Genomic DNA, 19613 nt, shown 5'->3' on the forward strand with positions numbered 1-19613 from the left:
CAATGAAAGCTCTGCTCGATCTATTCAAGCAAGTCCAACAGCCTGAAGTTTTTGACGCGATCAAGATCGGTCTGGCCTCGCCAGACAAGATCCGTTCGTGGTCGTTCGGTGAAGTTAAGAAGCCGGAAACCATCAACTACCGGACGTTCAAGCCGGAACGCGATGGTCTGTTCTGCGCGAAGATCTTCGGGCCGATCAAAGACTACGAATGCCTTTGCGGCAAGTACAAGCGCCTGAAGCATCGTGGCGTGATCTGTGAAAAGTGCGGCGTCGAAGTGACGCTCGCGAAGGTGCGTCGCGAACGGATGGGCCACATTGAGTTGGCCTCGCCGGTCGCTCACATCTGGTTCCTGAAGTCGCTGCCGTCGCGTCTGGGCATGGTGCTCGACATGACGCTGCGCGACATCGAACGCGTGCTGTACTTCGAAGCATACGTGGTGATCGACCCGGGCATGACGCCGCTGAAAGCGCGGCAGATCATGACCGAAGAGGATTACTACAACAAGGTCGAAGAGTACGGTGACGAATTCCGTGCCGAGATGGGCGCGGAAGGCGTTCGCGAACTGCTGCGCGCGATCAACATCGACGAACAGGTCGAGATGCTGCGCACTGAACTCAAGAACACGGGTTCGGAAGCGAAGATCAAGAAGTACGCGAAGCGCCTGAAGGTGCTCGAGGCTTTCCAACGTTCGGGCATCAAGCCGGACTGGATGGTGCTCGAAGTGCTGCCGGTGCTGCCGCCGGAACTGCGTCCGCTGGTGCCGCTGGATGGCGGCCGTTTCGCGACGTCGGACCTGAACGACCTGTATCGCCGCGTGATCAACCGTAACAACCGGTTGAAGCGTCTGCTCGAATTGAAGGCGCCTGAAATCATCGTCCGCAACGAAAAGCGGATGCTGCAGGAAGCTGTCGATTCGCTGCTCGACAACGGTCGTCGCGGTAAGGCAATGACCGGCGCGAACAAGCGTCCGCTGAAGTCGCTCGCTGACATGATCAAGGGTAAGGGCGGTCGTTTCCGTCAGAACTTGCTCGGTAAGCGCGTTGACTACTCCGGTCGTTCGGTGATCGTGGTCGGCCCGACGCTCAAGCTGCATCAGTGCGGTCTGCCGAAGCTGATGGCGCTCGAACTGTTCAAGCCGTTCATCTTCAACAAGCTGGAAGTGATGGGTGTTGCTACCACCATCAAGGCTGCGAAGAAGGAAGTCGAGAATCAGACAGCCGTGGTGTGGGACATCCTCGAAGAGGTGATCCGCGAGCATCCGGTCATGCTGAACCGTGCGCCGACGCTGCACCGCCTTGGCATTCAGGCTTTCGAGCCGGTGCTGATCGAAGGTAAGGCTATCCAGCTGCACCCGCTCGTTTGCGCGGCGTTCAACGCCGACTTCGACGGTGACCAGATGGCTGTGCACGTGCCGCTGTCGCTTGAAGCGCAGATGGAAGCGCGTACGCTGATGCTGGCGTCGAACAACATCCTGTTCCCGGCCAACGGCGATCCGTCGATCGTGCCCTCGCAGGATATCGTGCTCGGCCTGTACTACGCGTCGCGTGAAGCTGTGAATGCCAAGGGCGAAGGCCTGACGTTCACCGGCGTGTCGGAAGCACTGCGCGCTTACGAGAACAAGGAAGTCGAGCTGGCCTCGCGCGTCAACGTGCGGATCACGGAAATGGTCCATAACGAAGACACGTCGGAAGGCGCGCCGAAGTTCGTGCCGAAGATTACGCTGTATCCGACGACCGTTGGCCGTTCGATCCTGTCGGAAATTCTGCCGCCGGGTCTGCCGTTCTCGGTGCTGAACAAGCCGCTGAAGAAGAAGGAAATTTCGCGTCTGATCAACACCGCATTCCGCAAGTGCGGTCTGCGTGAGACGGTGATTTTTGCCGACCAGCTGATGCAGATGGGTTTCCGTCTGGCCACGCGCGCCGGTATTTCGATTTGCGTCGACGACATGCTCGTGCCGCCGCAAAAAGAACAGATCGTCGGCGATGCTGCGAAGAAGGTGAAGGAATACGACCGTCAGTACATGTCGGGTCTCGTCACGTCGCAAGAGCGCTACAACAACGTGGTCGACATCTGGTCGGCAACGTCGGAAGCGGTCGGCAAGGCGATGATGGAACAGCTGTCGACGGAACCGGTGGTCGATCGCGACGGCAACGAAACGCGTCAGGAATCGTTCAACTCCATCTACATGATGGCGGACTCGGGTGCTCGTGGTTCCGCAGTTCAGATTCGTCAGCTGGCCGGTATGCGTGGACTGATGGCGAAGCCGGACGGCTCGATCATCGAGACGCCGATTACGGCGAACTTCCGTGAAGGCCTGAACGTGTTGCAGTACTTCATCTCGACCCACGGTGCACGTAAGGGTCTGGCTGATACGGCACTGAAGACGGCCAACTCGGGTTACCTGACGCGTCGCCTGGTCGACGTGACGCAGGATCTGGTGGTGGTCGAGGACGATTGCGGTACGTCCAACGGCGTCGCCATGAAGGCGTTGGTCGAAGGCGGTGAAGTCGTCGAAGCACTGCGTGACCGTATCCTCGGTCGCGTGACGGTGGCTGACGTCGTCAATCCTGAATCGCAGGAAACGCTGTACGAAACGGGCACGTTGCTCGACGAAGACGCGGTCGAAGAAATCGAACGCCTCGGCATCGACGAAGTGCGCGTGCGTACGCCGCTTACTTGCGAAACGCGTTACGGTCTGTGCGCAGCCTGCTATGGCCGCGACCTGGGTCGTGGCTCGTCGGTCAACGTTGGCGAAGCAGTCGGTGTGATCGCTGCTCAGTCGATCGGTGAACCGGGCACGCAGCTCACGATGCGTACGTTCCACATCGGTGGTGCGGCGTCGCGTGCGGCAGTGGCTTCGTCGGTTGAAGCCAAGTCGAACGGTACGGTGCGTTTCACTGCGACCATGCGTTACGTTACCAACGCGAAGGGCGAGCAGATCGTCATTTCGCGTTCGGGCGAAGCCATGATCACCGACGACCACGGCCGCGAGCGTGAACGTCACAAGGTGCCGTACGGCGCGACGCTGTTGCAACTGGACGGTGCGCAGATCAAGGCCGGCACGCAACTGGCGACGTGGGATCCGATGACGCGTCCGATCATCACCGAGTACGGTGGTATGGTGAAGTTCGAAAACGTCGAAGAAGGCGTGACGGTTGCCAAGCAGATCGACGATGTGACGGGTCTCTCGACGCTGGTCGTGATCGACGTGAAGCGCCGCGGTTCGCAAGCGTCGAAGACGGTGCGTCCGCAGGTCAAGCTGCTCGACGCGAACGGCGAAGAAGTCAAGATCCCGAACACCGAGCACTCGGTGCAGATCGGCTTCCAGGTCGGTGCTCTGATCACCGTGAAGGACGGTCAGCAAGTGCAGGTCGGTGAAGTGCTGGCACGTATCCCGGTTGAATCGCAAAAGACTCGCGACATTACCGGTGGTCTGCCGCGTGTGGCCGAACTGTTCGAAGCGCGCTCGCCGAAGGACGCCGGTATTCTGGCGGAAGTCACGGGCACGACGTCGTTCGGTAAGGACACGAAGGGCAAGCAGCGTCTCGTTATCACGGACCTCGAAGGCAATCAGCACGAGTTCCTGATCGCGAAGGAAAAGCAGGTTCTGGTGCACGATGGTCAGGTCGTCAACAAGGGCGAAATGATTGTCGACGGGCCGGCTGATCCGCACGACATCCTGCGTTTGCAGGGCGTCGAAGCGCTGGCGCGCTACATCGTGGACGAAGTGCAGGACGTGTATCGTCTGCAGGGCGTGAAGATCAATGACAAGCACATTGAAGTGATCGTCCGTCAGATGCTGCGCCGTGTGCAGATCGTCGATAACGGTGACACGCGCTTCATCATGGGCGAACAGGTCGAGCGCTCGGATATGCTCGACGAGAACGACCGGATGGCTGCGGAAGACAAGATCCCGGCAACCTACGACAACGTGCTGCTCGGTATCACGAAGGCATCGCTGTCGACCGATTCGTTCATCTCCGCGGCGTCGTTCCAGGAAACGACTCGCGTGCTGACCGAAGCAGCGATCATGGGCAAGCGCGACGATTTGCGCGGGCTGAAGGAAAACGTGATCGTTGGTCGTCTGATTCCGGCTGGTACGGGTCTCGCGTTCCACAAGGCACGCAAGAGCAAGGAACTGTCCGACCGCGAGCGTTTCGATCAGATCGCAGCGGAAGAGTCGTTCGAATTCGGTACGCCGGAAACTCCGGCCGCCGAACAGCAGCACTCAGGCGAGTGAGTCCCGGCGGCGCAAGCCGCTCGGGCTCACCAGCCAGCGAAGCCGCTCAGTTTCGACTGAGCGGCTTTTTTTATGCGCCTCATTTTTGTGCGGTTTTGTGGATTCGAAGGCCAAACGGCTAACGTTTGTGCAAAGCGCGGGCGCAGCACGAATCGGTTGGTAAAATTCGTGTCACCGGCATTACGCTGCTTCTCTCAAATTCTCATGTCCCGTCCGCTCGAAATCCTCAACGAAGTCTTCGGTTACCCCGCGTTCAGAGGACAGCAGGGCGAAATTGTCGAGCACGTCGCCGGCGGCGGCGATTGTCTCGTGCTGATGCCGACGGGCGGCGGCAAGTCGTTGTGTTATCAGATCCCATCACTGGTGCGGCGCGAAGCTGGATGCGGAGCGGGGATTGTGGTGTCCCCGCTGATCGCATTGATGCAGGACCAGGTCGCCGCGCTCACGGAAGTCGGTGTGCGCGCCGCGTACCTGAACTCGACGCTGTCGAGCGCGGAAGCGATGGCGACCGAGCGCGCGTTGCGCGAAGGCGAAATCGATCTGTTGTACGTGGCACCGGAACGGTTGATGACGCCCCGTTTCCAGGAACTGCTCGAGCGCACGCGCATCGGCCTGTTCGCAATCGACGAAGCGCATTGCGTATCGCAATGGGGTCACGATTTCCGTCCTGAATACATTCAGCTGTCGGTGCTGCACGAGCGCTTTCCGAACGTGCCGCGCATCGCGCTCACCGCGACCGCCGACGCGATCACACGCGATGAAATCATCCACCGTCTCGCGCTTGATGACGCGCGCATCTTCGTTTCGAGTTTTGATCGGCCCAATATCCGTTACCGCATCGTCGAGAAAGACAATGCGCGCGCTCAACTGCTCGACTTCATTCGCGCCGAACATTCGAGGCCAGACGGAACGACCGACGCCGGCGTGGTGTATTGCCTGTCGCGGCGCAAGGTCGAAGAAACGGCCGAGTGGTTGAAAGAGAAAGGCATGCGTGCGTTGCCTTACCACGCCGGCATGGAGTTCGAAATCCGCCAGAAGCATCAGGAGATGTTTCAGCGCGAGGAAGGCATTGTGATGTGCGCGACGATCGCCTTTGGTATGGGTATCGACAAGCCGGACGTGCGATTTGTGGCTCACCTTGATTTGCCGAAGAGCGTTGAAGGCTACTATCAGGAAACCGGTCGCGCCGGCCGCGACGGCATGCCCGCCAATGCCTGGATGGCATACGGTCTTGGCGACGTCGTGCAGCAGCGCAAGATGATTGACGAGTCCGACGCCGACGATGCGCATAAGCGTGTTCAGACAGGCAAGCTCGACGCTTTACTTGGCCTGTGCGAAGCGGCGACCTGCCGCCGGGTGCGGTTGCTCGCGTATTTCGGAGAATCGAGCAAGCCTTGCGGCAACTGTGACAACTGCATCGAACCGCCCGACACATGGGACGCGACGCGCGAAGCGCAGATGGCGCTGTCCTGCGTATTCCGCGCGCAGCGGGCGAGCGGCTTTCATTTCGGCGCCGGGCACTTGATTGACATTCTCCGCGGCAACCGCAGCGAGAAGATCCTGCAACGTGGCCACGAAAAGTTGACCACGTTCGGAGTCGGCGCCGCGCTCGGCGAGCCCGAGTGGCGCGCTATCTTCCGTCAGCTCGTCGCATTCGGCTACCTCACCGTCGACCACGAAGGTTTCGGCTCGCTGGTACTGACTGAGGCTGCAAAAGCCGTGCTGAAGAGCGAGCAGAATGTCACGATGCGCCGCTATGTGAAGCCCACGCGTACACGTCAGTCGTCCAGTCGCACAAGCGAGCGGGCCGACCCGACGATCGGTATGGGCCCGCGCGAGCGTGCCCGCTGGGAGCGCCTGCGCACCTGGCGCACGGAGACGGCGAAGAGCGATGGCGTGCCGGCCTATGTCATCTTCCACGACGCCACGCTGGCGGAAATTGCCCGCAACGGTCCCGATTCCATCGAGGATTTGCGTGGTATTCCTGGCATGGGTGCGCGCAAACTCGACCGTTTCGGCGACGAATTGCTGGAAGTTGTCGCCGCCGACTGAGACCCGGCGAGCGCTGTTTGAGGTCGGCAGGCGTGCGAAACATTGCAACCTGTTGACTCGCTTAGCATTTTCAGAATATTATGCTAGGTTCCGGTTCTTGGAATGCCTGTGCGCGAAGTGAATTCGTGCGCTGACACCTTGGTCCGGGAGTTCGATGCGCAATCGTTTCTGCTTTGCCCGGAAACAGATGCGTCGATTTTGTTCAATTTCAGGAATAAACAATGCCAACCATCAATCAACTGGTTCGCAAAGGCCGCGCGTCGGAAACGACGAAGAGCAAGAGCCCGGCTTTGCAGGACTGCCCCCAGCGGCGTGGCGTGTGCACCCGTGTGTACACCACGACGCCTAAGAAGCCGAACTCGGCACTTCGTAAGGTTGCCAAGGTGCGCCTGACGAACGGCTTCGAAGTCATTTCGTACATCGGTGGTGAAGGCCACAACCTGCAGGAACACTCGGTCGTGCTGATTCGCGGCGGCCGTGTTAAGGACTTGCCGGGTGTGCGTTACCACATGGTTCGCGGCTCGCTGGATACCCAGGGCGTCAAGGATCGTAAGCAAGCTCGCTCGAAGTACGGCGCGAAGCGTGCCAAGGCTGGCAAGTAATTAGCCGGTCAATGTAGTTTCAGGTCGCCTGTAAAGGCGGTAATAGCGGTGGTGCCGGAATCGCCGGTGCTGTCGAGTAAGTGGTCACCCGACCAGGCTGGTAAGTCGTTAGGGATGAATCGGGTTAGTTGGTGGCCGCGGGGCTGATAAACAGCTCCAACTGAAAAGTAAAGGAAGAAACATGCCGCGTCGTCGCGAAGTCCCCAAGCGGGAAGTGTTGCCGGATCCGAAGTTCGGTAACGTAGATGTAGCTAAGTTCATGAACGTGCTGATGCTCTCCGGCAAGAAGTCGGTTGCTGAGCGCATTGTGTACGGCGCTTTCGAACAGATCCAGACCAAGGGTGGCAAGGACCCGCTGGAAGTGTTCACGGTAGCGCTCAACAACGTCAAGCCGGTGGTCGAAGTTAAGAGCCGCCGCGTTGGTGGTGCGAACTATCAGGTTCCGGTCGAAGTGCGTCCGTCGCGTCGTATGGCATTGGCGATGCGTTGGTTGCGTGAAGCCGCGAAGAAGCGCAGCGAGAAGTCGATGGCCCTGCGTCTGGCAGGTGAACTCTCCGAAGCGGCCGAAGGCCGTGGCGGCGCGATGAAGAAGCGCGACGAAGTTCACCGGATGGCAGAAGCCAACAAGGCGTTCTCGCACTTCCGTTTCTAAGCTTCCCGAACCCGGGTTTAGCAGAAAAACGGAAAGAAATTCCGGGCGGGTGCGCTTACAAAGCGCCTCGCCCGTTTGTGTTACAGCGCGATGGGTATTTTCTCGCATCGCGTCATCCCAATTGAGGATTAAAGTGGCTCGCAAGACACCTATCGAGCGCTACCGTAACATCGGTATTAGCGCTCACATCGACGCCGGCAAAACGACGACGACCGAGCGCATCCTGTTCTACACCGGCGTGAACCACAAGATTGGTGAAGTTCACGACGGCGCTGCCACCATGGACTGGATGGAGCAGGAGCAGGAACGCGGCATTACGATCACGTCCGCTGCTACCACGGCATTCTGGAAAGGCATGGCCGGCGACCGTGCTGAGCACCGCATCAACATCATCGACACCCCGGGCCACGTTGACTTCACGATTGAAGTTGAGCGCTCGATGCGCGTGCTCGACGGTGCATGCATGGTGTACTGCGCAGTGGGCGGCGTGCAGCCGCAGTCGGAAACCGTGTGGCGTCAAGCTAACAAGTACAAGGTTCCCCGTCTCGCGTTCATCAACAAGATGGACCGTACCGGCGCGAACTTCTTCAAGGTTTACGACCAGCTCAAGCTGCGTCTGAAGGCGAACCCGGTTCCGGTCGTTGTACCTATCGGCGCAGAAGAAACGTTTACGGGCGTGGTCGATCTGCTGAAGATGAAGGCGATCATTTGGGACGAAGCGTCCCAAGGCACGAAGTTCTCGTACGAAGAAATCCCGGCTGAGCTCCTCGACACGTGCAATGAATGGCGCGAGAAGATGGTCGAAGCGGCGGCAGAGTCGAACGAAGACCTGATGAACAAGTACCTCGAGTCGGGCGAACTGACGGAAGCGGAAATCATCAAGGGTCTGCGCGACCGTACGATCGCGTGCGAAATCCAGCCGATGCTGTGTGGTACCGCGTTCAAGAACAAGGGTGTGCAACGGATGCTGGACGCCGTGCTCGACTTCCTGCCGTCGCCGATCGACATTCCGCCGGTTACGGGTGAACTCGAAAACGGTGAAAAGGCCGAGCGTCGCGCAGCTGACGACGAGAAGTTCTCGTCCCTCGCGTTCAAGATCATGACCGACCCGTTTGTCGGCCAGTTGATCTTCTTCCGTGTGTACTCGGGTACGACGAAGTCGGGCGACACGCTGCTGAACGCGACCAAGGACAAGAAGGAACGTCTCGGTCGTATTCTGTTGATGCACGCAAACCAGCGTGAAGAAATCAAGGAAGTGCACGCAGGCGACATCGCTGCTGCAGTTGGCTTGAAAGACGCGACCACGGGTGACACGCTGTGCGATCCGCTGCACCCGATCGTGCTTGAACGCATGATTTTCCCGGAGCCGGTGATTTCGCAGGCTGTTGAGCCGAAGACGAAGCCCGACCAGGAAAAGATGGGTCTGGCGCTGAATCGTCTGGCTCAGGAAGATCCGTCGTTCCGCGTTCAAACAGACGAAGAATCGGGTCAAACCATTATTTCGGGTATGGGCGAGCTCCACCTCGAAATTCTGGTCGACCGGATGAAGCGTGAATTCGGCGTCGAAGCAACGGTCGGCAAGCCGCAGGTTGCTTACCGCGAAACGATCCGCGGCAAAGCGGAAGACGTCGACGGCAAGTTCGTCAAGCAGTCGGGTGGTCGCGGCCAGTACGGTCACGCGGTCATCACGCTCGAGCCGAATGAGCAAGGCAAGGGCTACGAGTTCCTGGACGAGATCAAGGGTGGTGTGATTCCGCGTGAATACATCCCGGCAGTCGACAAGGGTATCCAGGAAACGCTGAAGGCTGGCGTGCTGGCAGGCTTCCCGGTCGTTGACGTGAAGGTTCACTTGACGTTCGGTTCGTACCACGATGTTGACTCGAACGAAAATGCGTTCCGCATGGCCGGTTCGATGGCGTTCAAGGAAGCAATGCGCAAGGCTCAGCCGGTCATCCTCGAACCGATGATGGCCGTCGAAGTCGAAACGCCGGAAGACTACATGGGCAACGTGATGGGCGATCTGTCGGGCCGTCGCGGTATTGTTCAGGGCATGGAAGACATGATCGGCGGCGGCAAAATCGTTCGCGCTGAAGTTCCGCTGTCGGAAATGTTCGGCTACTCGACTTCGCTGCGTTCGCTGAGCCAAGGCCGTGCAACGTACACGATGGAGTTCAAGCACTACTCCGAAGCACCGCGCAACGTGTCTGAAGCGATCATCAACGCGAAGTCGAAGTAATCGCGCGGCAAGTCATTCAACGATTAACTTTTTGAAAGAAGAGAAACATGGCTAAAGGTAAATTCGAACGGACCAAGCCGCACGTGAACGTCGGCACGATCGGTCACGTTGACCACGGCAAGACCACGCTGACGGCAGCGATCACGACGGTTCTGACCAAGAAGTTTGGCGGCGAAGCGAAAGCATACGACCAGATCGACGCGGCGCCGGAAGAAAAGGCACGTGGTATCACGATCAACACGGCGCACGTCGAGTACGAAACGGCTAACCGCCACTACGCACACGTCGATTGCCCGGGCCACGCTGACTATGTGAAGAACATGATCACGGGCGCAGCGCAGATGGACGGCGCGATCCTGGTGTGCTCGGCCGCAGACGGCCCGATGCCGCAAACGCGTGAGCACATCCTGCTGGCGCGTCAGGTTGGCGTTCCGTACATCATCGTGTTCCTGAACAAGTGCGACATGGTGGACGACGCTGAGCTGCTGGAGCTCGTCGAGATGGAAGTTCGTGAACTTCTGTCGAAGTACGACTTCCCGGGCGACGACACGCCGATCATCAAGGGTTCGGCCAAGCTGGCGCTGGAAGGCGACACGGGCGAGCTGGGCGAAGTGGCGATCATGAATCTGGCCGACGCGCTGGACACGTACATCCCGACGCCGGAGCGCGCAGTTGACGGTGCGTTCCTGATGCCGGTGGAAGACGTGTTCTCGATCTCGGGTCGCGGCACGGTGGTGACGGGTCGCGTTGAGCGCGGCGTCGTGAAGGTCGGCGAAGAAATCGAAATCGTGGGTATCAAGCCGACGGTGAAGACGACCTGCACGGGCGTGGAAATGTTCCGCAAGCTGCTCGACCAGGGTCAGGCAGGCGACAACGTGGGTATCCTGCTGCGCGGCACGAAGCGTGAAGACGTGGAGCGTGGTCAGGTTCTGGCGAAGCCGGGCTCGATCAACCCGCACACGCACTTCACGGCTGAAGTGTATGTGCTGAGCAAGGACGAAGGCGGCCGCCACACGCCGTTCTTCAACAACTATCGTCCGCAGTTCTACTTCCGTACGACGGACGTGACGGGCTCGATCGAGTTGCCGAAGGACAAGGAAATGGTTATGCCGGGCGACAACGTGTCGATCACGGTGAAGCTGATCAACCCGATCGCGATGGAAGAAGGTCTGCGCTTCGCAATTCGCGAAGGCGGCCGTACGGTCGGTGCTGGTGTCGTTGCCAAGATTCTCGAGTAAAATCGGGGGTTGAAGTTGCAATAAGTGGTGCCCGGAGCCGGGCGCCGCCCCATGGCGGGTGTCCGGCTCTACGTTCTTTTGCTATCTGGCGGCGCAATACCGCCTCGCTCTTTCCAAGGAATTGTCATGCCGAATCAAAAAATCCGCATTCGCCTGAAGGCTTTCGACTATCGCTTGATCGATCAATCGGCAGCAGAAATCGTCGACACGGCAAAGCGGACGGGCGCAATCGTTCGTGGTCCGGTGCCGCTGCCGACCCGCATTCAACGTTTCGACATCCTGCGTTCGCCGCACGTCAACAAGACGTCGCGCGATCAGCTCGAAATCCGTACGCATCAACGCCTGATGGACATCGTCGATCCGACGGACAAGACCGTTGACGCACTGATGAAGCTGGACCTGCCGGCTGGCGTGGACGTGGAAATCAAGCTGCAATAAGGCTTCCAGAGGTTGTCCGAAGTGCTGGACAACGCTAAGTCATTGATTGCTTGCGCAAAACGAAAAGCCTCGCTATAATGCAAGGCTTTTCGCGCATTTGCGCAAAAAAGTCGGTGTGCTGCAGCATGAATTCATGCCCGAAACGGCACCGGCATTTTGTAAATTAGCCCCGACCAATCGCAGTCGGGAATGGAGAAAACGATGAGCCTTGGACTCGTAGGTCGCAAGGTTGGCATGACCCGTATCTTCACGGCAGAAGGGGATTCGATTCCCGTTACCGTGCTGGACGTGTCCGACAACCGCGTGACGCAGATCAAGACTGTTGAAACCGACGGCTACACCGCCGTGCAGGTTGCATTCGGTACGCGCCGTGCATCGCGTGTGACGAAGCCGTTGGCCGGTCATCTCGCCAAAGCCGGTGTTCAAGCCGGTGAAATCCTCAAAGAATTCCAGATCGATGCTGCCAAGGCTGCCGAGTTGTCGAGCGGCACCGTGGTCGGTCCCGATCTGTTCGAAGTAGGCCAGAAGGTCGACGTGCAAGGCGTGTCGATCGGTAAGGGCTACGCCGGTACCATCAAGCGTTACAACTTCGCATCCGGCCGTGCATCGCACGGTAACTCGCGCTCGCACAACGTGCCGGGTTCGATCGGTATGGCGCAGGATCCGGGTCGTGTTTTCCCGGGTAAGCGCATGACCGGTCACATGGGTGACGATACGGTAACCGTGCAAAACCTCGAAATCGCTCGTATCGACGCTGACCGCAAGCTGTTGCTGGTCAAGGGCGCCGTTCCGGGTGCGAAGGGTGGCAAGGTATTCGTTACGCCGGCCGTGAAGACGCGTGCCGTGAAAGGAGCGAAATAATGGAACTTAAGCTCCTGAATGCCAATGGTCAGGAAGGTGCAGGCGTTAGCGCGTCGGACGTAGTGTTCGGTCGCGATTACAACGAAGCCCTGATTCACCAGGTAGTGGTGGCGTATCAAGCGAATGCCCGTAGCGGTAACCGCGCGCAGAAGGACCGTGAGCAAGTCAAGCACACGACCAAGAAGCCGTGGCGCCAGAAGGGTACGGGCCGTGCCCGTGCCGGTATGTCGTCGAGCCCGTTGTGGCGCGGCGGTGGCCGGATCTTCCCGAATTCGCCGGAAGAAAACTTTTCGCACAAGGTCAACAAGAAGATGCATCGCGCAGGTCTCTGCTCGATCTTCTCGCAGCTGGCCCGCGAAGGCCGCATCTCGGTGGTCGACGAGCTGACGCTCGAAGCGCCGAAGACGAAGCTGCTGGCCGAAAAATTCAAGGCGATGGGTCTCGACTCCGTGCTGGTGATTACCGACACGGTTGACGAAAACCTGTACCTCGCGTCGCGCAATCTCGCCCATGTGGCAGTTGTCGAGCCGCGTTACGCCGACCCGCTGTCGCTGATCTACTTCAAGAAGATCCTGATCACGAAGGCTGCGGTCGCCCAGATCGAGGAGTTGCTGTCATGAGCGAGATTCGCAAGAACGATCATCGTTTGATGCAGGTCCTGCTCGCGCCGGTGATCTCCGAAAAGGCGACGCTGGTGGCCGACAAGAACGAACAAGTTGTGTTCGAAGTCGCGCCCGATGCCACGAAGCAGGAAGTGAAAGCTGCAGTCGAGCTGCTGTTCAAGGTGGAAGTCAATTCCGTCAACGTGCTGGTCTCGAAGGGCAAAGCCAAGCGCTTTGGCCGCTTCATGGGCAAGCGCAAGGACGTGAAGAAGGCGTACGTCTGCCTGAAGCCCGGCCAGGAAATCAACTTTGAAGCGGAGGCCAAGTAATCATGGCAATCGTTAAAGTTAAACCGACTTCGCCGGGTCGCCGTGCGATGGTCAAAGTGGTCAACAAGGATCTGCATAAGGGCAAGCCGTTTGCACCGCTGCTCGATTCGCAATCCTCGACCGCTGGCCGTAACAACAATGGCCACATCACCACGCGTCATAAGGGTGGTGGTCACAAGCATCACTATCGTGTCGTCGATTTCCGTCGCACGAAGGATGGCATTCCGGCTAAGGTCGAACGTCTCGAGTACGATCCGAACCGTAGCGCGAACATCGCGCTGGTTCTGTACGCAGACGGCGAGCGCAAGTACATCATCGCTCCGAAGGGCGTGGCGGTTGGTCAGCAACTGATGTCGGGTTCGGAAGCTCCGATCCGCGCAGGTAACACGCTGCCGATTCGCAACATTCCGGTCGGTACGACGATTCACTGCATCGAAATGCTGCCGGGCAAGGGCGCGCAAATGGCGCGTTCGGCTGGCACATCGGCGATGTTGCTGGCTCGTGAAGGCATCTACGCACAGGTCCGCCTGCGCTCAGGTGAAATCCGCCGCGTTCACGTTGAATGCCGCGCGACGATTGGTGAAGTTGGCAACGAAGAGCATAGCCTCCGTCAAATCGGTAAGGCTGGCGCGAATCGCTGGCGCGGTATCCGCCCGACGGTGCGTGGCGTTGCAATGAACCCGGTCGATCACCCGCACGGTGGTGGTGAAGGCAAGACGGCTGCAGGTCGCGATCCGGTGAGCCCGTGGGGCACGCCTGCTAAGGGTTATCGCACCCGCAGCAATAAGCGCACGACGAGCATGATCGTCCAGCGCCGTCACAAGCGTTAAGGAGTAGGCAATGGCACGTTCTGTAAAAAAAGGTCCGTTCTGCGACGCCCATTTGCTGAAGAAAGTTGAGTCGGCAGCCGCTGCGCGTGACAAGAAGCCGATCAAAACCTGGTCGCGTCGTTCGACAATTTTGCCGGATTTCATCGGTCTGACGATTGCTGTGCATAACGGCCGTCAACACGTCCCGGTGTACATCTCGGAAAACATGGTCGGCCACAAGCTTGGCGAGTTTGCATTGACCCGGACGTTCAAGGGTCATGCAGCCGACAAGAAGGCTAAGAAATAAGGGGCTCATGATGGAAGTGAAAGCAATTCATCGCGGTGCCCGCATCTCGGCGCAGAAAACGCGCCTTGTGGCTGACCAGATCCGCGGTTTGCCGGTCGACAAGGCGTTGAACGTTCTGACGTTCTCGCCGAAGAAGGCTGCGGGAATCGTGAAAAAGGTCGTGCTGTCGGCGATCGCGAATGCGGAGCACAACGAAGGCGCCGATATCGACGAGCTCAAAGTAACGAGCATCATGGTCGACAAGGCTGCATCGCTCAAGCGTTTTACCGCGCGCGCTAAAGGCCGTGGTAACCGCATCGAGAAGCAATCCTGTCACATCACTGTGACGGTCGGGAATTAAGGGGTCATACGATGGGACAGAAAATTCATCCGACTGGCTTCCGTTTGGCCGTCAGCCGCAATTGGGCGTCGCGTTGGTACGCGAACAACAACAATTTCGCGGCGATGTTGCAGGAAGACATCGGTGTTCGTGAATACCTGAAGAAGAAGCTGAAAAACGCTTCGGTTGGTCGCGTCGTTATCGAGCGTCCGGCGAAAAACGCGCGTATCACGATTTATAGTTCGCGTCCGGGTGTCGTCATCGGTAAGAAGGGCGAGGATATCGAGCTGCTGAAGTCGGAACTGCAACGCCGCATGGGCGTTCCGGTCCACGTCAACATCGAAGAAATCCGCAAGCCGGAAACCGATGCGCAACTGATCGCTGACTCGATCACGCAACAACTCGAGCGCCGGATTATGTTCCGCCGCGCGATGAAGCGTGCGATGCAAAACGCAATGCGTCTGGGTGCTCAAGGCATCAAGATCATGAGCGCTGGCCGCCTGAACGGTATCGAAATCGCTCGTACGGAATGGTATCGCGAAGGTCGCGTGCCCCTTCATACGCTGCGTGCTGATATCGACTACGCGACTTCGGAAGCGAAGACGACGTACGGCATCATCGGCGTGAAGGTGTGGGTCTACAAGGGCGACACGCTTGGCCGCAACGACGCACCGGTGGTTGAAGAAGTCGCCGAAGAAAAGCGTCCGCGCCGCAACGCACGTCCGGGTGGCGATCGCCGTCCGCGTCGCGATGGTGAAGGTGGTGGCCCGGCAGGTGCACGCCGTGGCGCTCCTCGTCGTGCTGGCGGTGCCGGCGACGGCGGGAAGACTGGAGAATAACGATGCTGCAACCGAAACGCAGAAAGTATCGCAAAGAGCAGAAGGGTCGTAACACCGGTATCGCTACCCGCGGCAACGCGGTGTCGTTCGGTGAGTTCGGCCTGAAGGCTATCGGTCGTGGTCGCTTGACCGCGCGCCAGATTGAAGCGGCACGTCGTGCAATGACGCGTCACATCAAGCGTGGTGGCCGCATCTGGATCCGCATCTTCCCGGACAAGCCGATCTCGCACAAGCCGGCTGAAGTACGTATGGGTAACGGCAAAGGTAACCCTGAGTACTACGTCGCGGAGATTCAACCGGGCAAGATGCTGTACGAAATGGACGGCGTAACCGAAGAGCTGGCACGCGAAGCGTTCCGTCTGGCTGCAGCTAAGCTGCCGCTTAAGACAACGTTTATCGTGCGTCAGCTCGGCGCCTAAGGAGTAAATGATGAAGGCTTCCGAACTTCACCAGAAAGATCAGGCCGCGCTCAACAAGGAGCTGTCGGACCTGTTGAAGGCGCAATTCGGCCTGCGCATGCAACTCGCGACCCAGCAGCTCACGAACACGAGCCAGCTGAAGAAGGTTCGTCGCGACATCGCACGTGTGCGGACCGTCCTGACTGAGAAGGCGAACCAGAAATGAACGATAGCGTAAAAACCTCGCTCAAGCGGACGCTGGTCGGCAAGGTCGTCAGCAACAAGATGGACAAGACGGTCACCGTGCTGGTTGAGCACCGCGTGAAGCACCCGATCTACGGCAAGTACGTTGTGCGTTCGAAGAAGTACCACGCGCACGACGATGCGAACACGTACAACGAGGGCGACCTCGTTGAAATCCAGGAAACGCGTCCGATTTCGAAGACGAAAGCTTGGGTTGTGGCTCGCCTGCTCGAGGCTGCTCGCGTCATCTGACGCCGCAAAGTTATAGAAGTAGTTGAAGTCGCAGTAAGTTTCGCTTGCAAGACCGAGATTATTTGTTATAATCTCGGTCTTCCCTCTTTTATGGGAGCCCCGTCGCGGGCGAAGTTGGTGGGGGAAGCGGTTCAGGCGCCAGTCTGTTCCGAAGGATTCACCGGATTGCGATGGCGGGTTTCGTTTGCCGTCGCTGCTGTTCATACCCAAGCAGCCGATTGGCTGACGGGACCAAGACTGACCGGGTACGCCATGGTGGTGTGACCGGATTAAGTTGGGATAGATAAACCATGATCCAGACCGAAACTCGGCTTGAAGTGGCCGACAACACGGGTGCGCGTGAAGTCATGTGCATCAAGGTGCTCGGCGGCTCGAAGCGTCGTTATGCCAGCATTGGCGACATCATCAAGGTGACCGTCAAAGAAGCAACGCCGCGCGGGCGCGTAAAGAAAGGCGAAATTTATAACGCCGTGGTGGTTCGCACCGCCAAGGGCGTGCGCCGTCAGGACGGCTCGCTGATCAAGTTCGATGGCAATGCGGCAGTGCTGTTGAATGCCAAGCTCGAACCTATTGGCACCCGTATTTTCGGGCCTGTTACGCGCGAGTTGCGCAGCGAACGATTCATGAAGATCGTTTCGTTGGCACCTGAAGTGCTGTAAGGAGTCGCGATGAACAAGATTCGCAAAGGTGACGAAGTTATCGTCATCACCGGCAAAGATAAGGGCAAGCGCGGCATCGTGCTGTCCGTTGGCGAAGACAAAGTCATTGTCGAGGGTATCAACCTCGTCAAGAAGCACGTCAAGCCGAACCCGATGAAGGGTACGACGGGCGGTGTGGAAGCCAAGACGATGCCGCTGCAAATTTCGAACGTCGCATTGGTCGACGCGAATGGCAAGGCGTCGCGTGTAGGCATCAAGGTCGAAGGGGACAAGAAGGTTCGTTTCCTTAAGACGACCGGTGCTGTGCTGAGCGCCTGACGCAGCGGAGTAAAAAAATGGCTCGTTTGCAAGAGTTTTACAAAGAAAAGGTTGTACCCGGCCTCACTGAGAAGTTCGGTTACAAGTCCGTGATGGAAGTGCCGCGCATCACCAAGATCACCCTGAACATGGGCCTTGGCGAAGCGGTTGCTGACAAGAAGATCATCGAAAACGCCGTTGGCGACCTGACGAAGATCGCAGGCCAGAAGCCGGTGATCACGAAGGCACGCAAGGCAATCGCTGGCTTCAAGATCCGTCAGGGCTATCCGATCGGTGCAATGGTCACGTTGCGTGGTCAGGCAATGTACGAATTTCTGGACCGTTTCGTGACGGTTGCGCTCCCCCGTGTGCGTGACTTCCGTGGCGTGTCGGGTCGTGCGTTCGATGGTCGCGGCAACTACAACATCGGTGTGAAAGAGCAGATCATTTTCCCCGAAATCGACTATGACAAGATCGACGCACTGCGTGGGCTGAACATCAGCATCACGACAACTGCGAAGACCGACGACGAAGCAAAGGCTCTGCTCGCCAGCTTCAAGTTCCCGTTCAGAAACTGAGGTTACCGTGGCTAAACTGGCACTGATCGAACGTGAAAAGAAGCGTGCTCGCCTGGCTGCTAAGTACGCTCCCAAGCGTGCTGAGCTGAAAGCGATCATCGGCGATATGAGCAAGTCGGACGAAGAGCATTACGTAGCACGTCTGGAACTGCAACAACTGCCGCGCAACTCTAACCCGACCCGTAAGCGCAATCGTTGTGCAATTACCGGTCGCCCACGTGGCACGTTCCGTAAATTCGGGCTGGCGCGTAACAAGATTCGCGAAATCGCGTTCCGCGGCGAGATCCCTGGCCTGACCAAGGCGAGCTGGTAATAGGAGAAACGTAAATGAGCATGAGTGATCCTATCGCCGATATGCTGACTCGCATCCGCAATGCGCAGATGGTTGAGAAAGTTTCGGTGACAATGCCCTCGTCGAAAGTCAAGGTTGCGATTGCGCAGGTCCTTAAGGACGAAGGCTATATCGATGATTTCGCAGTGAAGTCCGAAGGTGCGAAGTCTGAATTGAACATCGTGTTGAAGTACTACGCTGGCCGTCCGGTGATCGAGCGCATTGAACGCGTTTCGAAGCCTGGTCTGCGTGTGTACCGCGGCCGTAACGACATCCCCGTGGTCATGAATGGCCTCGGCGTGGCAATCGTGTCGACGCCGAAGGGCGTGATGACGGACCGCAAGGCGCGTGCAACGGGCGTTGGCGGCGAAGTCATCTGCTACGTCGCTTAAGGCCGAAAGGAGAGAAACATGTCTCGAGTAGGTAAAAGCCCGATCGCGCTGCAAGGCGCAGAAGTGGCCCTGAGCGACGAACGCATTACCGTCAAGGGCCCGCTGGGTACGATTTCGCAGGCTGCAAACAGCCTCGTGAAGGTGGTGAACGACAACGGCACGCTGAAATTCGAGCCGGTGGGCGAAAGCCGCGAAGCGAATGCGATGTCGGGCACGATGCGCGCACTTGTTGCGAACATGGTGAACGGCGTGACGAAGGGTTTCGAGCGCAAGCTGACGCTGGTTGGCGTCGGTTACCGCGCACAGGCGCAAGGCGACAAGCTGAACCTGTCGCTGGGTTTCTCGCACCCCGTGGTGCACCAGATGCCGGAAGGCGTCAAGGCTGAAACCCCGACGCAAACCGAAATCGTGATCAAGGGGATCAATAAGCAACAAGTTGGCCAAGTCGCTGCAGAAGTGCGCGGCTATCGCCCGCCGGAGCCCTACAAGGGCAAGGGTGTGCGTTACGCCAACGAGGTTGTGATCCTCAAAGAAACGAAGAAGAAGTAAGGGTGCGCAATCATGGATAAGACTCAATCTCGCCTGCGCCGCGCTCGTCAGACGCGTATCAAGATCACTGAGCTGCAGGTCGCGCGTCTCGCCGTGCATCGCACGAACACGCACATCTATGCGCAAGTGTTCTCGCCGTGTGGCACCAAGGTGCTCGCTAGCGCGTCGACGCTCGAAGCCGAAGTGCGTGCGCAATTGGCTGATCAGACGGGCAAGGGCGGCAACGTCGCTGCTGCGACCCTGATCGGTAAGCGCATTGCAGAAAAGGCTAAGGCTGCCGGCATCGAATCCGTCGCCTTTGACCGTTCAGGTTTCCGTTACCATGGCCGCGTGAAAGCGCTGGCTGATGCGGCACGCGAAGCCGGACTCAAGTTCTAAGGGAAGAATTC

The 19613-nt window shown here is 58.5% G+C and carries 24 protein-coding genes; all 24 read left to right on the plus strand.

Features of this window, described 5'->3' with window-relative positions; genetic code table 11:
- Positions 1 to 2 precede the first annotated feature (2 nt).
- Entirely contained in the window at positions 3 to 4241 is a 4239-nt protein-coding gene (rpoC, locus tag ACUN0E_RS21485) for a DNA-directed RNA polymerase subunit beta' (protein WP_408241258.1), read from the plus strand.
- Positions 4242 to 4445: 204 nt separating this feature from the next.
- Positions 4446 to 6293 (plus strand): DNA helicase RecQ, encoded by a 1848-nt coding sequence (gene recQ, locus ACUN0E_RS21490; RefSeq protein WP_445567913.1) that lies wholly within the window; start codon positions 4446 to 4448, stop codon positions 6291 to 6293.
- Between the two features lie 221 nt (positions 6294 to 6514).
- Positions 6515 to 6895 carry a 30S ribosomal protein S12 gene (gene rpsL / locus ACUN0E_RS21495; RefSeq protein ID WP_006998493.1) on the plus strand — a complete coding sequence of 127 codons (381 nt, stop codon included), beginning with the start codon at positions 6515 to 6517 and terminating at the stop codon, positions 6893 to 6895.
- A 181-nt stretch (positions 6896 to 7076) separates the two neighbouring features.
- The gene (gene rpsG, locus ACUN0E_RS21500; RefSeq protein ID WP_006053291.1) at positions 7077 to 7547 is read left to right on the plus strand and encodes a 30S ribosomal protein S7; all 471 of its coding nucleotides are present in this window, start codon (positions 7077 to 7079) and stop codon (positions 7545 to 7547) included.
- A gap of 133 nt (positions 7548 to 7680) precedes the next feature.
- A complete protein-coding gene (fusA, locus tag ACUN0E_RS21505) occupies positions 7681 to 9783 on the plus strand; it encodes an elongation factor G (RefSeq protein WP_408241253.1) in 2103 nt (700 codons plus the stop codon).
- A gap of 47 nt (positions 9784 to 9830) precedes the next feature.
- Positions 9831 to 11021 (plus strand): elongation factor Tu, encoded by a 1191-nt coding sequence (gene tuf, locus ACUN0E_RS21510; protein WP_063497539.1) that lies wholly within the window; start codon positions 9831 to 9833, stop codon positions 11019 to 11021.
- Positions 11022 to 11147: 126 nt separating this feature from the next.
- Positions 11148 to 11459: a 30S ribosomal protein S10 gene (gene rpsJ, locus ACUN0E_RS21515; protein WP_091019600.1), complete on the plus strand. Its 312-nt coding sequence runs from the start codon at positions 11148 to 11150 to the stop codon at positions 11457 to 11459.
- 201 nt (positions 11460 to 11660) lie between these two features.
- On the plus strand, positions 11661 to 12320 hold the full coding sequence (gene rplC / locus ACUN0E_RS21520) for a 50S ribosomal protein L3 (protein ID WP_027800367.1): 660 nt from the start codon (positions 11661 to 11663) through the stop codon (positions 12318 to 12320).
- Positions 12320 to 12940: a 50S ribosomal protein L4 gene (gene rplD, locus ACUN0E_RS21525; protein ID WP_007180136.1), complete on the plus strand. Its 621-nt coding sequence runs from the start codon at positions 12320 to 12322 to the stop codon at positions 12938 to 12940. The genes rplC and rplD overlap by 1 nt, the downstream gene beginning before the upstream one ends.
- Positions 12937 to 13251, plus strand: coding sequence for a 50S ribosomal protein L23 (rplW, locus tag ACUN0E_RS21530; protein WP_007180135.1), 315 nt, complete (start codon positions 12937 to 12939; stop codon positions 13249 to 13251). Before rplD ends, rplW begins: the two co-directional genes overlap by 4 nt.
- A gap of 2 nt (positions 13252 to 13253) precedes the next feature.
- Entirely contained in the window at positions 13254 to 14081 is an 828-nt protein-coding gene (rplB, locus tag ACUN0E_RS21535; protein WP_408241249.1) for a 50S ribosomal protein L2, read from the plus strand.
- A 10-nt stretch (positions 14082 to 14091) separates the two neighbouring features.
- Positions 14092 to 14367, plus strand: coding sequence for a 30S ribosomal protein S19 (gene rpsS, locus ACUN0E_RS21540; protein ID WP_054036552.1), 276 nt, complete (start codon positions 14092 to 14094; stop codon positions 14365 to 14367).
- Positions 14368 to 14374: 7 nt separating this feature from the next.
- Entirely contained in the window at positions 14375 to 14707 is a 333-nt protein-coding gene (rplV, locus tag ACUN0E_RS21545) for a 50S ribosomal protein L22 (RefSeq protein ID WP_197070230.1), read from the plus strand.
- Between the two features lie 11 nt (positions 14708 to 14718).
- Complete coding sequence (rpsC, locus tag ACUN0E_RS21550; protein WP_011490053.1) at positions 14719 to 15525, plus strand: 30S ribosomal protein S3; 807 nt, start codon at positions 14719 to 14721, stop codon at positions 15523 to 15525.
- Positions 15526 to 15527: 2 nt separating this feature from the next.
- Entirely contained in the window at positions 15528 to 15944 is a 417-nt protein-coding gene (rplP, locus tag ACUN0E_RS21555; protein WP_007180131.1) for a 50S ribosomal protein L16, read from the plus strand.
- A gap of 10 nt (positions 15945 to 15954) precedes the next feature.
- The gene (gene rpmC / locus ACUN0E_RS21560; protein ID WP_007180130.1) at positions 15955 to 16149 is read left to right on the plus strand and encodes a 50S ribosomal protein L29; all 195 of its coding nucleotides are present in this window, start codon (positions 15955 to 15957) and stop codon (positions 16147 to 16149) included.
- Positions 16146 to 16418, plus strand: a complete 273-nt coding sequence (gene rpsQ / locus ACUN0E_RS21565; protein WP_408241246.1) for a 30S ribosomal protein S17 — start codon at positions 16146 to 16148, stop codon at positions 16416 to 16418. Before rpmC ends, rpsQ begins: the two co-directional genes overlap by 4 nt.
- Positions 16419 to 16708: 290 nt before the next feature.
- Positions 16709 to 17077, plus strand: coding sequence for a 50S ribosomal protein L14 (gene rplN / locus ACUN0E_RS21570; RefSeq protein WP_006052212.1), 369 nt, complete (start codon positions 16709 to 16711; stop codon positions 17075 to 17077).
- Positions 17078 to 17086: 9 nt separating this feature from the next.
- Positions 17087 to 17395, plus strand: coding sequence for a 50S ribosomal protein L24 (gene rplX, locus ACUN0E_RS21575; protein WP_408241244.1), 309 nt, complete (start codon positions 17087 to 17089; stop codon positions 17393 to 17395).
- Between the two features lie 17 nt (positions 17396 to 17412).
- On the plus strand, positions 17413 to 17952 hold the full coding sequence (gene rplE / locus ACUN0E_RS21580; protein ID WP_091019622.1) for a 50S ribosomal protein L5: 540 nt from the start codon (positions 17413 to 17415) through the stop codon (positions 17950 to 17952).
- A 7-nt stretch (positions 17953 to 17959) separates the two neighbouring features.
- Positions 17960 to 18265 (plus strand): 30S ribosomal protein S14, encoded by a 306-nt coding sequence (gene rpsN, locus ACUN0E_RS21585; protein ID WP_120289167.1) that lies wholly within the window; start codon positions 17960 to 17962, stop codon positions 18263 to 18265.
- 14 nt (positions 18266 to 18279) lie between these two features.
- Positions 18280 to 18675, plus strand: coding sequence for a 30S ribosomal protein S8 (gene rpsH, locus ACUN0E_RS21590; protein ID WP_006052216.1), 396 nt, complete (start codon positions 18280 to 18282; stop codon positions 18673 to 18675).
- Positions 18676 to 18693: 18 nt separating this feature from the next.
- Entirely contained in the window at positions 18694 to 19224 is a 531-nt protein-coding gene (gene rplF, locus ACUN0E_RS21595; RefSeq protein WP_370711630.1) for a 50S ribosomal protein L6, read from the plus strand.
- Between the two features lie 12 nt (positions 19225 to 19236).
- Positions 19237 to 19602 (plus strand): 50S ribosomal protein L18, encoded by a 366-nt coding sequence (rplR, locus tag ACUN0E_RS21600; protein ID WP_102632854.1) that lies wholly within the window; start codon positions 19237 to 19239, stop codon positions 19600 to 19602.
- Positions 19603 to 19613 lie beyond the last annotated feature (11 nt).

The sequence above is a fragment of the Paraburkholderia sp. D1E genome, assembly GCF_052682275.1.